Below are 14059 nucleotides of genomic sequence, written 5' to 3'. Positions count from 1 at the left end.
CGAAAAATCCCTGTGACTTGGCGCAACCCTTGCGATAATTGTTGCGTGAAGGGCACGACCTACCACGAGGAATTGCAATGCTTTGGAGAGGCCGGCGGCAGAGCGATAATGTCGAGGACGACCGCAGCAGTACGGGCGGCGGGTTCGGCGGCGGCGGACTGGGAGGGCCGGGCGGTCAGTTCCGCATTCCCATAGGCGGCCGCGCCGGCGGCGGCGGGCTATCCACCATCGTCATTCTCGTGGTGCTCTATTTCGGGCTGAAATTCCTCGGCATCGATCCCATGCAGGTGCTGGGCGGCGGCGGCGGGCTGCTGGACGGCACCGACAACAGCGGCCAGATCACCGACAACAGCGGGCAGGGCAGCAGCGCGCCTGCCAACGACGAGATGAAGCAGTTCGTCTCGACGGTGCTGGCCGAGACGGAAGACGTCTGGAACGGCATCTTCCAGGCCAACGGCATGAAGTACGAGGAGCCGACGCTCCTGCTGTTCTCGGGGCAGGTTCGTTCGGCCTGCGGCTTCACCACGTCGGCGGCCGGGCCGTTCTACTGTCCGGGCGACCACAAGGTCTATCTCGACACCGATTTCTTCCAGCAGCTATCGCAGCAGTTCGGCGCGTCCGGCGACTTCGCCGAGGCCTACGTCATCGCGCACGAGGTCGGCCACCATGTGCAGAACCTCACCGGCATCCTGCCGAAGTTCAACCAGATGCGGCAGTCGATGAGCGAGGCGGACGCCAACCACATGTCGATGCAGGTCGAGTTGCAGGCCGACTGCTTCGCCGGCGTGTGGGGCCACTTCACCGCGCAGAAGGGCATTCTGGAAAAGGGCGATCTGGAGGAGGCGCTCAACGCCGCCCAGCAGATCGGCGACGACACGCTGCAGAAGAAGATGCAGGGCTACGTCGTGCCCGAGAGCTTCAACCACGGCACTTCGGAGCAGCGCGTGCGCTGGTTCAAGCGCGGCTTCTCGTCCGGCAAGCTTTCGGATTGCGATACCTTCAACAACCCGATCTGAGGGTTGTCGCAGCGATGTTGCTTTCCTCTCTCCGTAAGGACGCGGAGAGGGGCATCCAGGCTGCGGCTTTCCGCGATGTCGGCTTGTGTCAGGATGAAAGCCGGCGTTGCGATGGGTGATTGTTGCGGCAGGGCGGCTCGCCTATAAACAGCGCCCCGCCGGCACCGTTTGATGCCACGCGGCCAAGCAAACGGAAATCGGCCATGATCGACGAAAAGACCGCCAAACGGGGCCTTGCGCTCGTCTTCACCACGCTGCTGCTCGACGTCATCGGCTTCGGCATCATCATGCCGGTGCTGCCGGCTTATCTGCAGGAACTGACCGGTGTCGGCGTCAGCGAGGCGGCGATCGAGGGCGGCTGGCTGTTCTTCGTCTATGCCGCCATGCAGTTCTTCTTCGCGCCGGTGATCGGCGGCCTGTCCGACCGCTTCGGCCGCCGGCCGGTGCTGCTCGCCTCGGTGCTGACCTTCTCCATCGACAACCTGATCTGCGCGGTGGCGTGGTCCTATCCGATGCTGTTCATCGGCCGGGTGCTGGCCGGCATTTCCGGCGCCAGCTATTCCACCACCTCGGCCTTCATCGCCGACATCTCGAACGACGACAATCGGGCGAAGAATTTCGGCCTGCTCGGCATCGCCTTCGGCGTCGGCTTCGTCATCGGCCCGGTGCTGGGCGGGCTGCTCGGCACCTTCGGGCCGCGCGTGCCGTTCTATTTCGCCGCCGCGCTCGCCTTCGTGAACTTCCTGATCGCGCTGGTGCTGTTGCCGGAAACGCTGGATCAAAAGCATCGCCGCCGTTTCGAGTGGAAGCGGGCGAACCCGATCGGCACGCTCCTGCAGATGCGTAACTATCAGGGCATCGGCTGGATCGGGCTGGCCTTCTTCCTGATGACGCTCGGCCACATGATGTATCCGGCGGTCTGGTCGTTCGTGTCGACCTACCGCTACGGCTGGAGCGAAACGCAGATCGGCCTGTCGCTCGGCGCCTTCGGCCTGTGCGGCGCCATCGTCATGGCCACGGTGCTGCCGCGCGTCATCCCGAAGCTCGGCGAATGGCGCACGGCGGCCATTGGGCTTGCCTTCACCGCCGTCAGCGCCTTCGGCTACGCTTTCGCCTGGCAGGGCTGGATGATCTATGCGGTCATCGTCGCGGGCTGCCTGGAGGCGCTGGCCGATCCGCCGCTGCGCAGCCTCGCCGCCGCCAAGGTGCCGCCTTCGGCGCAGGGTGAGCTGCAGGGCGCGATGACCTCGATCTTCTCGATCACCTCGATCATCACGCCGCTGCTCTACACGGCGATCTTCTCGTGGTTCACCGGGCCGGACGCGCCGGTCGTGTTCGCCGGCGCGCCCTATCTGCTCGGCGGCGTCTTCCTGGCGCTCGCGCTGCTCGTCTTCGTCGCCAAGGTGGCGAAGCCGACGCCGAAGGAGGTCGAACGTATGCATGCGCCGGAAGCCGCGGGAGCGGGCGGGCATTGAGGTTCCGGTCGCGGCCGGATCGGCCGCGGCCTCCACATTGCTGCCACGGATTGGTCACGAAATAACCCGGTGGCCGGCAGGCTGAGGACTCATTGTCCCTGTCAGTTGCCCTCATGCGGGGCCAACTGGAAGGGAAACCCATGCGCAAAGTTTTCATGCTGGCGGCGAGCCTTGCCTTTATCGGCGCGAGCGCCGCGAATGCACAGACGTCGCCGACGCCATCGCAGCCGCCGGCCGCCGAACCGGACGCCGCCCCGAAGATCCAGCGTTTCAACGTGGTCGATGTCAGCGAACTGCCGCAGGAGACGCAAAAGCAGGTCGAGCAGGTCGTGGCGCAAGGCAACGACGCAACGCTGAAGGAATTGCACTCGACGATCGACGCCACGCCCGAGGCGAAGGCCGCGCTGGATGCCAAGGGCGCGACGTCCGAGCAGGTCGTGGCCACTGCTATGAGCAAGGACGGCACGCTGACGCTGATCACGAAGAAGAAGAGCTAGCTCAGCCTTTGCTCGATCTGGCCGGGCCGTATCTCAGCGCTCGGCCAGCGCCGGCTCGCCCTTCATCTCGCGGATCAGGTTGGCGAAGCGGCGGAACAGATAGTGCGAATCCTGCGGGCCGGGCGAGGCCTCGGGGTGGTGCTGGACGGAAAAGACCGGCCGGCCGGTCAGCGCAATGCCGCAGTTCGAGCCATCGAACAGCGAAACGTGAGTCTCCTCAACGCCCTGCGGCAACGACTTTCCGTCGACCGCGAAGCCGTGGTTCATCGAGACGATCTCGACCTTGCCGGTGGTGTGGTCCTTCACTGGATGGTTGGCGCCGTGATGGCCCTGGTGCATCTTCTGCGTCCTGCCGCCGACGGCCAGCGCCAGCATCTGGTGGCCGAGGCAGATGCCGAAGATCGGGATATCGGTCTTGAGCAGGTCCTTGATGACGGGAACGGCGTATTCGCCGGTGGCGGCGGGATCGCCGGGGCCGTTTGACAGGAAGATGCCGTCCGGCTTCATGGCGAGGATTTCGTCGGCGCTCGTCTTGGCCGGCACGACGGTGACCTTGGCGCCGAGGCCTGCGAGCAGACGCAGGATGTTGCGCTTGACGCCGTAATCGACGGCGACGACGTGGATGGAGGGTTTCTCCTGCTCACCGTAGCCCTCGTTCCACACCCAGGGCGTCTCCTTCCACACCGAAGACTGGCCTGAGGTGACGTCCTTGGCGAGGTCGAGACCGACTAGGCCCGACCAGGCGGCGGCCTGCCTCTTCAGGTCGGCGATGTCGAATTTGCCGTCGGGCGCATGGGCGATGACGGCGTTGGCGAGACCCTTTTCGCGGATCAGCGCGGTCAGCGCGCGGGTGTCGATGCCGGCGAGCGCGACGATGCCGCGCCGCTTCAGCCAGCGGTCGAGGTGGTCCCTGGCGCGGTAGTTCGACGGGTCGGTGACGTCGGCCTTAAAGACGGCGCCGACCGCGCCGGCGCGCGCCGCCGGGTTGAGGTCCTCGATGTCTTCCTCGTTGGTGCCGATGTTGCCGATATGGGGAAAGGTGAAGGTGACGATCTGGCCGGCGTAGGACGGATCGGTGAGGATTTCCTCATAGCCGGTCATGGCCGTGTTGAAGCAGACTTCCGCCACCGCCGAGCCGGTCGCGCCCAGGCCTCGCCCCTCGATCACCGTGCCGTCGGCCAGCACCAGCAGCGCTGTGGGGATTTCGGTTGTCCAGGGGGCAGTGGCCATGGCGGCTCTCCTTCGGGGCGCGGTCGCGGGATTTCGCGCAGCACAAGACGCAGAGCGCCGGCGCCCCGCGTCGTTCATGTAACCGGTGTGGTTGCAAGGCCTGCACATAGGGGAAGGCGGGCGCGGGGTCAATCGCCGTGGACCCTGCGCCCGCCAGTATTCCCGGCGTCGTCGCTACTGGTTGATCTCGGGCTCGACCACCTTGGCCAGGTTGCGCAGCGATTCCTGCCAGCCGAGATAGCAGGACTCGACGGGGATGAGGTCCGGTATGCCGGCCTGCTCGATATTGAGTTCGGTGCCGCACGAGACTTTCTTCAGCGTTACCGTCACGGTCATCTCGCCGGGCAGGTTCGCGTCGTCGAACTTGTCGGTGTAGCGCAGGCGCTCGCCGGGCACGAGTTCGAGGTATTCGCCGCCGAAGGAATGGCTTTCGCCAGTGGTGAAGTTGCGGAAGGACATCCTGTGCGTTCCGCCGACTTTCGCCTCCAGATGATGGACGGTGCACAGGAAGCCGTTCGGCGGAAGCCATTTCGCCACCGCATCGGCCTCGACGAAGGCGCGGTAGAGTTTCTCCGGGCTGGTGGTGAGCACGCGGTGCAGACGCACGGTTCCTGGCATGTCGTTTCTCCCTTTGGTTGACTGGTTGGACCTTCCAAGGACGGGCGACGCTTCGCCGATCCGACAACCGCACTTGAGATTATAGCCGAAATGCCATTTATCGGTGCGTCCTTCGAGGCTCGCTCCGCTCGCGCCTCAGGATGAGGATCGTTTGGTGCCGACCTTCGTAGATTGCGTTGGCATCCTGCCACCCTCATCCTGAGGTGCGAGCGGAGCGAGCCTCGAAGGACGCACGACTTTCAAAAGGACATCGGCCATGCGCGAGAAGGTGACGGAAGAGGTCAAGGCCGCCATGAAGGGCGGCGACAAGGCGCGGCTTTCGACGCTGCGCCTCATCCAGGCGGCGATCAAGGACCGTGACATAGCCAATCGCGGCACAGGCAAGGAAGCGGCCAGCGACGACGAGATCCTGCAACTGCTCGCCAAGATGGTGAAGCAGCGCGAGGAATCGGCCAAAGCGTTCGATGACGGCGGCCGGCCCGAACTCGCCGCCAAGGAGCGCGAGGAGATCGCGGTGATCCGCGACTTCATGCCGAAGCAGATGGACGAGGCCGAGACGGAAGCGGCGATCCGCGCCGCGATCGCCGAGACGGGTGCGGCCAGCGTCAAGGACATGGGCAAGGTAATCGCCCGCCTGCGCGAGCAGTTCGCCGGCCGCATGGATTTCGGCAAGGCGAGCGGTATGGTGAAAAGCCTGCTTTCCTGACACGGTGACGCCATCCTCGGGGCGAGGCCGAGGCTGATGGACAGGATTGCCGTCAGGCGTCTTTCGTTTTCTTCGGCGCGCGCTTCGCCGTGTTCAGCGCCACGGCGGCGCGGACGAGCGCTTTCAGCGCGTCCTTGTCGATCGCCTCGCCTTCGCGGATATCGACGGCGCGCCGGACATTGCCTTCGAGGCTGGACGTGAAAAGGCCCGACGGGTCTTCCAGCGCCGCCCCCCTGGCGAAGGTCAGCTTGACGGCCGTCTTGTAGGTCTCGCCGGTGCAGATGATGCCGTCATGCTCCCATACGGGCACACCGCGCCATTTCCATGTCTCGACGACGTCGGGGTCGGCCTGATGGATGAGGCGGCGCACCTTAGCGAGGGTTTCGCCGCGCCAGTCGCCGAGTTCCCTGATCCGGGCGTCGATCCGCTCGGGGGCGGGAAGATCGGTGGAATTTCCTGTTGCGGTGGTCATCGTGGGTTCTGCCTTGCTTGCGTGCCGTCCGTGAGGCGTTCACATCTTCTCGCCGGGCAGGCGGCTCGCCTGCTCGACCCATGAGACGAAAAGGGCCTCGTCGAGCGTGTCGTCCTCGTAAATGTCGAGATAGCGCACGTCCTTCTACTTTGATTGGCCAGGCGGGAGCGGGCTCAGCGCCGCGCCGCGGAAGAAGGCCACTTTGACGTATTTCGCGAAGCAGTGGAAACTGAGGAACCAGCCCTCGTCGCCGGTGGCGCCGTAAAAGGGCGAGTTCCATTTGACAGCCTTGCGCAAGGCCGGCACGGCGCGGACGACAACCGCATCGAGCCGGCGGCCGAGATCGCTTTTCCAGCCCGGCATGGCTTCGATATAGGCCTGCACCGGCGCGTCGCCGTAGCCCTTGGCGATCTGCGGATTGCCGCCTGAAAGCAGGACCGGCTCCCCGGAGGGGCCGGTCCGCGGCTTCGCTGCTTTTGCGGTCACGCGCTCATCCCGTCTGCGTTGCACGGCGCCCCGTCACATAGGGTAGCACAAACATGTAGAGCCCGCTGAACAGCAGCAGGAAAAGCGGCGGCAACGGCGAATAGACCACCCAGGCGGGCGGTTCGCCCAGCGCCATGGCGATGAAATTGGCGGCGACGGTGGCCGTGAAGATGATCGAAAGCCAGCGGTGAACCTGCCGGATGCCCTTGTTCCAGTTCAATGTCGTCTCCGTGATGTCGTGTCGATGGAGCGGATGGCGGTACCAGAGCGACGAACGTTCCATCGGAATGGCTCGCCGCTCTATCTCTTGTCCAAGCATCGGGTTTTTCCAAAAACCGCTTCGCACTTTTTGGCCCGATGCTCAGGGCATCAATCCATTTTCGCCAGCACCTGCTCCAGCTTTTCCAGATAAAGCGGCCAGCCGGCCTTGGCGCCGCCGTAGAAGCGGGGCTGGTCTCGCCGGAAGCCGCTCTGTTCCATGCGCAGGCGTGTTCCGTCGCTGGTGGGCGCGAGCGTCCAGGTGACGACGCTTTTCAGTTCGCCGGCATCCCATGTGTAGGCGAGCCGCCTGTTCGGCTCGACGGCGCGCACCTCGCAATCGACGGCGCCCCAGTCGGCACTGAAGTTGAAGCGATGGCCGACGGCGGGCTTGAACTCGTTCTTCATCAGCCATTCCGCGATGAGATGCGGCTGGGTCAGTGCCCGCCAGATCTTTTCCGGCGGGAAAGGGACGTCGCGTTCGACGACGACGGAACGCGTCTCGGTTTCGGCAGCGGTCATTGGTCCATCCTTTTGAGCAGGTCTTCTAGGTCGTCGAACCGGCCTTGCCAAAACCCGGTCATCTGTCTCGTCCAGTCGGCCAGCGGCGCCAGCGCATCGCGTTGCGCGCTGTAGTGGGTCTGGCGACCCTCGTGGCGGTCGCTTACCAGGCCAGCTTGCCTGAGCACGCCAAGATGCTTCGAGACAGCCGGCTGCGAGACGCCCGCCCACGCCGTCAGGGCGCCGACGGTCTGTTCTCCTTCGCGGCAAAGGCGCTCGAAGATGCCCCGCCGCGTCGGGTCGGCCAGAGTCTTGAACAGAAGGTCCTCGGTGTTCGACATCGTAATCGATAGCCAGTTGGTTATGAGAAATCTATAACCAGCCGGATATGGATTAATCAATAAGGATTGTGATGCGTTCAGCCGATTTCGGCGGCCTCGGTCACGTAGGGCGCGAAATAGAAGTCGCGGATGCGCACGATCCGGCCGCCGCGCCAGTCGAGCAGGATGAAATTGGTCGGTGTCGGCGAGTTGTTCTCGTGCGACAGCACCGCAGGTCGGCCATCGACGCGGCCGACGGCGAGGCGCCAGCCATCCCGGCCGCCGTATTTGGTGAAATACTTGCCCACGAACGGCTTGCCGACGAGGGACTGGCGGGCAACCAGATCCAGTCGTGCATCCTCGGCCAGCATGTCACGCACGGTGTCGAAATCGCGCGCGTTGAAAAGCTCGACATAGCGTTCAAGGCGCGCCTGTTCCTCCCGGTTCAGCAGCGTTTCTTCGGTTTCGGCCGCATCCTGAAGCATTGCCAGCCGCGCCCGGCCCCGGTGTAGGGACGCCTTGATGGCGGGGATCGTCGTGCCCATGATGTCGCCGATCTCGCGCAGTGAATAACCGACGACATCCATCAGGATGACGCTGCTGCGCTCGGCCGGCGACAGTTTCATGAACGGGCGCAGGCCGATCGCGGCGTTCTCGTGGCGGGCGACCTCGTCCGTTGGATCGGCGATATCGATATCCTGTTCGGTGGTGCTCAAAGCCTCCAGGCGGACGCGCTTGCGCAGGAAATCGAGCGCGGTGTTGTGCGCGATGCGAAACAGCCATGCCTCCAGGCTGTCGACCGTTGTGCCGCGCTCGTAAGCCAGCATGGCCTTGAGCAGCGTCTCCTGGACGATGTCTTCGCCGTCGATTGAGGATCCTGCCATGCGCGCGCAATATCGGTGCAGCTTGGGCCGCAGGACGCGGGCGGCGTCCTCGAATTCCTCCCGGTTCCGGTCGATCGGCTGTTCGTTCATGTGCGGGTCCTCGCTGCTGGCATAGCAAGGACGTCTGGCGAAGCCAAAAGGATACGCGGCCATAAAAAATATTCTTGTCGCCGAATCCTTTGCGGCGCCCCGTTCGTCTTGCCCATGACCCCAACAAAGGAGTTCGGTCATGCAACTCTACACGCTTCCCGGTTCGCCCAATTCGCGCAAGGCGGTCGCCGTCATCCGCCATCTCGGTCTGACGGTGGATATTCGCGCGCTCGACTTCGCGCGTTGGGAGACGAGAGCCCCGGCATTCCTGGCGCTCAACCGGAACGGCATGGTGCCGGTACTGGTCGACGGAGATTTCGTCCTGTGGGAATCGAACGCCATCTGCGCCTACCTCGCCGACAAGGCGGGCGACGCCTCGCTTTATCCGCGCGAATTGAAAATCCGTGCCGACGTCAATCGCTGGCTCTATTGGGAGCAGGCGCATTTCAACCGCGCCTTCGGCACGCTGATCTTCGAGAGCATCATCAAGCCGAAATTCGGCATGGGCCATCCTAGCCAGGGTCTGGTCGATTTCTGCCTGGAAGAGACGGGCGTGCGCGCGCGGGTCCTCGACGCGCATCTCGCCGGGCGCGACACGCTGGTGGGCGACGCCGTCACCATCGCCGACTACGCGATGGTCTGCCTGGAGTCCTATCGTGGTGCGACTGCGTTCGACTGGACGCCTTTCGCCAACGTCAACCGCTATTTCGACGCCATCCGCAACACGGATGCGTGGGTGAAGGCCGCTCCGCCGGAAACGGCGGTTGCTGTGCCGGACCTGATCCCGGCGTAAGCCCACGGGAGTGGGTGCCGCGTGTTGCAGCCGCCCGCCAGCATGGAAAGCCTACCCGGATGTGGCCGGAAGGGGTGGCCGTCCACCGTTGCGCCGCTCGGCGGCGTAGGACAGGCAAGCGGTCACCACCGCGACGGCCATTGCTACGACGCCAACCAGCGGGAGGCTGCGGTACGACAGGCCGGCGTTGAGCATCGTCGCGCCGACGAAAGCGGCCAGAGCGATGCCGACGTTGAAGCCTGACGGGATGAGCGAGGAGGCGAGGTTGGGCGCATCGGCGGTCCAGCGCAGGATGCGGGTCTGCACGGCGGTGCCGATGGCGAAGTTGACGCCGCCCCAGACGACGATGACGACGACCATCGGCAGCGGATAGGGGCTTACGGCATACATGGCGGCAAGGACGATGCCTTGCAGGGCGAGCATGGCGACAAGGGCCGACATCAACCGCGGGCCGGCGAGCTTGCCGCCGATGAAGACGCCGAGCGTGGCGCCGATGCCGCTGGCGAGCAGCACCCACGGTACGGCTTGCGAGGTCAGGCCGGTGACTTCTTCCAGCAGCGGGGTGATGTAGGTGTAGGGCACGAACTGTCCCATCATCAGCATCAGCATGACGATCAGCGAGGTCCAGACCTGCTGGCGGCCGAGCACGCCGATCTCGCGCCGCAGGCCGGCGTGAGGTGCGGCGACCACCCGCGAAGTTGGAATCAGCACGGCGATCGCGGCGGCGGCGAGCACGCCGAGGGCGGTCATCGTCCAGAATGTCGCGCGCCAGCCCCAGGCGTTGCCGATCGCCGTGCCGGCCGGCACGCCGACGATGCCGGATACGGTCAGGCCGGCCAGCACCAGCGCGACCGCCATGCCGCGTCGCTCCTCGCTGACCAGGCTGGTCGCCACCACCATGGCGACGCCGAAATAGGTGCCGTGCGCCACGGCCACCGCGACGCGCAACGCCAGCATCGAGAAAAAGTCGGGCGCCAGCGCGCAGGCGACCTGGCCGAGCGTGAAGACCAGGGTGAGCCAAAGCAGCAGCGTCTTGCGCGCGACGTTCGGCGTGGCGAGCGTCAGGAGCGGGCCGCCGATGGCGATGCCGAGCGCATAGCCGGAGACGAGATAACCCGCCGTCGGTACCGAAACGCCAAGGCCGCCGGCGACCTGCGGCAGCACCCCGGCGATGACGAACTCCGTCGTGCCGAAGGCGAAGGCGGCGATGAACAGGGCAATCAGCGGAAGCGGCATGTGTGCGATCATGACCAGTTGGGCGGCGCTCCACAGACCACGATCGCGGCCGACCGGCAATGCAGAAATTCTGGACCGGGATTCAGGCCGGCTGATCTGGCCTCAGCTTGCCTTGAGGCGCGAGCCGCGCAGCAGGCCGCGCTCCTCCAGCACCGGATAGGCCATCGAGGTCAGAAGCGAATTGATCTGCTTCAGGTCACGGATGGTATCGAGGTGGATCGAGCTCGTCTCGATCGACTTCGGCGTGCCGTCGCGCAGGCGCAGGAAGTGGCTCTGGCTCGCTTCCTTCTCGCTGTCGCGCAGACGGTCCTTCTCCAGCACGAGCAGGCGCGCCGTCTCGGCGTCGCGCGAGACGAGCACGTTGAAGGCCATGCGGGCGTTGGCGAGCACGGCGGCGTGGAAGGCGGTCAGTTCGCGCCAGCCCTCGTCGGTGAAGGCAAGACCCTGCTCGAACTTCTTGCGGACGTGGACCAGCATGTTGCGCACGATGATGTCGCCGACCTGCTCGAGCTTGACGCAGGCGCCGATCAGCTCTTGGCAGCGGAGCGCTTCCGCTTCGGTCAGCGAATTCTTGGTCAGCTTGGCGAGATAGATCTTGATCGCCGCATGCTTGGCGTCGACGCGGTCGTCGAGGGCGGCCAGCGCGCGGATCCTGTCGGCGTCGGCATCCTCGTAGAGCTCGATGATGCGCTTCAGCATGATCTCGACTGTCTCGCAGACACGCACCACCTCGCGCGTGGCGTTGGCGAGCGCCTGCGAAGGCGTGCCGAGTGCCTTTTCGTCCAGCGCCGAAAGCTCGGTGACATGCAGCGCGTCGGCGGCTTCCGGCTTCACGCCGAGCGCGACGATCTTCTCGGAAGCGCGGTAGACGAGGCCTGCCAGCGGCAGGCCGGCGATCAGGATGATGACGTTGAACAGGATATGGGCGTTGACGATCTGGTCGGAGGCGGTGGCGCCGAGGAAGCCGACCGTCGGCTTGACGATCATCATCAGCACCAGCATCACCAACGAGCCGAGCCCGCGCATCAGAAGGTTGCCGACGGGCACGACGCGCACGCCGGGCTCGGCGCCGCGCGTCAGCATCGGCGCGATGACTGAGGAGCCGAGGTTGACGCCGAGCACCAGCACGACGCCGAGTTCCGGGGTGATGAGGCCGCGGCCGGCCAGCGTCGCCATCAGCAGCACGGCGGCGATGGAGGACTGGAACAGCCACGTTATAAGAGCCGCCAAGAGGTAGGCAGTGAGCGGATCGCCGGAGAAATAGTCGATGATGACCGGCATCAGCTGGCTGTCGCGCAGCGGCTCGGAGGCCTGGCCGATCATTTCCAGCGACAGGATCAGCAGGCCGATGCCGACGAGGATGCGGCCGACCTGGCGCCAGTCGCGCCGCTCGGTCGCCATGAACATGAAGGTGCCGGTGATGAGGCAGAGCGGCACCAGCAGCGTCAGGTCGAAGGTGAGCAGCTTGGTGACGATGGCCGAACCGATCTCGGCGCCGCGAACGGCCAACTGGCCGGCCGCGCCCGAGACGATGCCGGCGCCGGCGAAGGAGCCGACCAGAAGCGTGACGGCGGTCGAGCTCTGGAAGGCGATGGCCAGCCCCGTGCCGGCCAGCACGGCCAGGATCGGGTTGCGCATGGTGGCGCGCAGGCGGTGGCGCAGCACGTCGCCATAGGCGCGCTCGACGCCGGTCTTGACCATTCGGGTGGCGAACAGCATCAGCGCGACGGCGCCGGCAAGATGGAGCAGGACGACCGAACCGCTCATGACGACGCTCCACGGCGAGGCCCGCGCGAGGGCCGCGCCAAATTCCAGAGAATCGAGAGGAGGTTGCGAATCACACCCTGTCCTTCAGTCGGTCTATCTTAGCCGGTTAATTTTTTCGGCCAAAGCGAACCGCAGGCAATACAGCTTTTCACAGGTCCGCGCAAGCGCGGTCACGGACACATAAGCTGCGGTAATAATTGTATAATTCCTATATCTCCTTGCGTGCTCGCCGGCGAGTGTCGAAGACGCGGCTGCCCCAGTCGTCGGATCGTTCTGCCGGTACTCTCGGGCGTGGTCCTGCATTAGGATCGTCGTGCCGGATCTGTCGGCGAACTCAACGGACCAGAGGGGAACGAACATGAAAGTCTGGAGCATTCTGGCGGCGGCGCTCAGCCTTGCCGTGACCATGCCGGCGATGGCCGAGGAGGCAAAAAACCTCAATCCCGGCATCAGCACGGACGAGCTGATGCACACGGCGCCGGTGCATTGGGTGTCGATCGACCAGATCGAGGCGAGCCTGGAGGGGCAGGCGCCGATGGTCGTCGGTTTCGACGTGGACGACACGCTGCTGTTTTCCAGCGCCTGCTTCTATCACGGCCGGGAAAAATACTCGCCCGGCAGCGAGGACTACCTGAAGAACATCGAATTCTGGAAGGAGGTCAACGACGGCTGTGACGAATACTCCATTCCCAAGCAGGTGGGGCGCAAGCTGATCGATCTGCACCAGAGGCGCGGCGACGACATCTATTTCATCACCGGGCGGACGGCGACGGAAGGCGAGAAGCTGTCCGGCATCCTGGAAAAGACGTTCGGCATCAAGAAAATGCATCCGGTGGTCTTCACCCAGGGCAGCGACGCCAAGACCTCGTTCATGCGCGAGCACGCCATCAAGATCTACTACGGTGACGCCGACAGCGACATGCGTTCGGCGCTGGAAGTCGATGCGCGGCCGATCCGGGTGCTACGGGCGCCCAACTCCACCTATCTGCCACTGCCGAAGAACGGTTCCTTCGGCGAGGAGGTGATCATCGATTCCGCCTATTGAAGCGGTCGCGGCGGCGCGTCGGGTTGTCCGCCGCGCCGCCGCCTCGATCCATATTAGTCGGAGCTTGTTTAGGAAACGAAACCAAGTGGAGGAAATCATTACAAAAATGTAAGATAGCCATTCAGTTTCGGTTCATCGATAGGACGCTACTCCTCACGGCATCGACAACCAAGGAGTACCTCCCATGAAGCGTCTTGTTCTTTCGGCTCTCGCCATTTCGATGCTGACGGCTTCGGCAATCTCGGGCCAGGCGGCACCAATCAGCCAGCCGGCCGCGCCGCAGGCGAACACCGTCCATGTCGACTGGAGGAAGCCGGACCATCGCAGGGTCGAGAAGCGCGTCATCATCAAGAAGAAAGTGGTGAAGCGCAACCAGTGGAAGCGCGGCCAGAGATATTCCGACTGGCGCCGCCACCAGCGCGTCGACTGGCAGCGCCACCATCTGCGCCGGCCGGGCCACGGCCAGCAGTGGGTGCGGGTCGGCAACGACTACCTGCTCGTCTCGGTGCTCTCGGGCGTCATCGCCGGCATCGTCGCGGCGAACTAAAACTATCCCTATCGAGACCAAAGAAGGCGGCTCGCAAGGGCCGCCTTTTTCGTGGTCAGCCTGTGAAAACCGGGCATGCTTGACGATAGGGCTCGTCCGGCTGGTCGCGCGTGGTTAT

Annotated in this window: 16 protein-coding genes and 1 pseudogene; 7 read left to right on the top strand and 10 right to left on the bottom strand. The window is 64.7% G+C overall.

All coding sequences use genetic code 11. The features are described 5' to 3' along the window. Window positions 1–77 precede the first annotated feature (77 nt). From ypfJ to E6C48_RS15485, 3 genes are all read left to right on the top strand, one after another. Window positions 78–1016, top strand: a complete 939-nt coding sequence (gene ypfJ / locus E6C48_RS15495; protein WP_136358809.1) for a KPN_02809 family neutral zinc metallopeptidase — start codon at window positions 78–80, stop codon at window positions 1014–1016. Window positions 1017–1219: 203 nt separating this feature from the next. Next, a complete protein-coding gene (locus E6C48_RS15490; RefSeq protein ID WP_136358807.1) occupies window positions 1220–2491 on the top strand; it encodes a TCR/Tet family MFS transporter in 1272 nt (423 codons plus the stop codon). A 140-nt stretch (window positions 2492–2631) separates the two neighbouring features. Continuing rightward, window positions 2632–2988 (top strand): hypothetical protein, encoded by a 357-nt coding sequence (locus E6C48_RS15485; protein WP_136359106.1) that lies wholly within the window; start codon window positions 2632–2634, stop codon window positions 2986–2988. Between the two features lie 33 nt (window positions 2989–3021). Here E6C48_RS15485 and carA read toward each other — a convergent pair whose 3' ends face one another. After that, window positions 3022–4218, bottom strand: coding sequence for a glutamine-hydrolyzing carbamoyl-phosphate synthase small subunit (carA, locus tag E6C48_RS15480; RefSeq protein ID WP_136358805.1), 1197 nt, complete (start codon window positions 4216–4218; stop codon window positions 3022–3024). Between the two features lie 174 nt (window positions 4219–4392). After that, window positions 4393–4836, bottom strand: a complete 444-nt coding sequence (locus tag E6C48_RS15475; protein WP_136358802.1) for an SRPBCC family protein — start codon at window positions 4834–4836, stop codon at window positions 4393–4395. Window positions 4837–5092: 256 nt separating this feature from the next. Between E6C48_RS15475 and E6C48_RS15470 the strand changes: the two genes are divergently transcribed. Beyond that, window positions 5093–5542, top strand: coding sequence for a GatB/YqeY domain-containing protein (locus E6C48_RS15470; protein ID WP_136358800.1), 450 nt, complete (start codon window positions 5093–5095; stop codon window positions 5540–5542). Between the two features lie 52 nt (window positions 5543–5594). On the opposite strand, the gene E6C48_RS15465 is transcribed toward E6C48_RS15470, so the two are convergent. The 6 genes and pseudogenes from E6C48_RS15465 to E6C48_RS15440 all read right to left on the bottom strand — a co-directional run bounded on the left by E6C48_RS15465 (window position 5595) and on the right by E6C48_RS15440 (window position 8694). Continuing rightward, on the bottom strand, window positions 5595–6014 hold the full coding sequence (locus E6C48_RS15465; RefSeq protein ID WP_136358798.1) for a DUF1801 domain-containing protein: 420 nt from the start codon (window positions 6012–6014) through the stop codon (window positions 5595–5597). A 39-nt stretch (window positions 6015–6053) separates the two neighbouring features. Beyond that, window positions 6054–6500, bottom strand: a pseudogene (locus E6C48_RS15460) (DUF1801 domain-containing protein). A gap of 4 nt (window positions 6501–6504) precedes the next feature. Further along, entirely contained in the window at window positions 6505–6720 is a 216-nt protein-coding gene (locus E6C48_RS15455; RefSeq protein ID WP_136359104.1) for a hypothetical protein, read from the bottom strand. A gap of 149 nt (window positions 6721–6869) precedes the next feature. Then, the gene (locus tag E6C48_RS15450) at window positions 6870–7280 is read right to left on the bottom strand and encodes an SRPBCC family protein (protein ID WP_136358796.1); all 411 of its coding nucleotides are present in this window, start codon (window positions 7278–7280) and stop codon (window positions 6870–6872) included. Then, window positions 7277–7600 carry an ArsR/SmtB family transcription factor gene (locus tag E6C48_RS15445; protein WP_136358794.1) on the bottom strand — a complete coding sequence of 108 codons (324 nt, stop codon included), beginning with the start codon at window positions 7598–7600 and terminating at the stop codon, window positions 7277–7279. Before E6C48_RS15445 ends, E6C48_RS15450 begins: the two co-directional genes overlap by 4 nt. Before the next feature lie 77 nt (window positions 7601–7677). Further along, a complete protein-coding gene (locus tag E6C48_RS15440; RefSeq protein ID WP_230978791.1) occupies window positions 7678–8694 on the bottom strand; it encodes a sigma-70 family RNA polymerase sigma factor in 1017 nt (338 codons plus the stop codon). Between E6C48_RS15440 and E6C48_RS15435 the strand changes: the two genes are divergently transcribed. Further along, the gene (locus tag E6C48_RS15435; RefSeq protein WP_136358781.1) at window positions 8693–9346 is read left to right on the top strand and encodes a glutathione S-transferase family protein; all 654 of its coding nucleotides are present in this window, start codon (window positions 8693–8695) and stop codon (window positions 9344–9346) included. The genes E6C48_RS15440 and E6C48_RS15435 overlap by 2 nt on opposite strands. A gap of 51 nt (window positions 9347–9397) precedes the next feature. On the opposite strand, the gene E6C48_RS15430 is transcribed toward E6C48_RS15435, so the two are convergent. Together E6C48_RS15430 and E6C48_RS15425 are read right to left on the bottom strand one after the other, a co-directional pair. After that, complete coding sequence (locus E6C48_RS15430) at window positions 9398–10582, bottom strand: MFS transporter (RefSeq protein WP_136358779.1); 1185 nt, start codon at window positions 10580–10582, stop codon at window positions 9398–9400. A 102-nt stretch (window positions 10583–10684) separates the two neighbouring features. Next, window positions 10685–12349: a Na/Pi cotransporter family protein gene (locus E6C48_RS15425; protein ID WP_136358777.1), complete on the bottom strand. Its 1665-nt coding sequence runs from the start codon at window positions 12347–12349 to the stop codon at window positions 10685–10687. A 358-nt stretch (window positions 12350–12707) separates the two neighbouring features. Between E6C48_RS15425 and aphA the strand changes: the two genes are divergently transcribed. Next, window positions 12708–13394 (top strand): acid phosphatase AphA, encoded by a 687-nt coding sequence (aphA, locus tag E6C48_RS15420; protein ID WP_136358775.1) that lies wholly within the window; start codon window positions 12708–12710, stop codon window positions 13392–13394. 184 nt (window positions 13395–13578) lie between these two features. Beyond that, on the top strand, window positions 13579–13941 hold the full coding sequence (locus tag E6C48_RS15415; protein ID WP_136358773.1) for an RcnB family protein: 363 nt from the start codon (window positions 13579–13581) through the stop codon (window positions 13939–13941). Window positions 13942–14059 lie beyond the last annotated feature (118 nt).

The organism is Ollibium composti (assembly GCF_004801285.1).
Classification (GTDB): Bacteria; Pseudomonadota; Alphaproteobacteria; order Rhizobiales; family Rhizobiaceae; genus Mesorhizobium; species Mesorhizobium composti.
The sequence above is the reverse complement of the archived record's forward strand: the minus strand, read 5'-3'. Positions and strand labels throughout refer to the sequence as shown.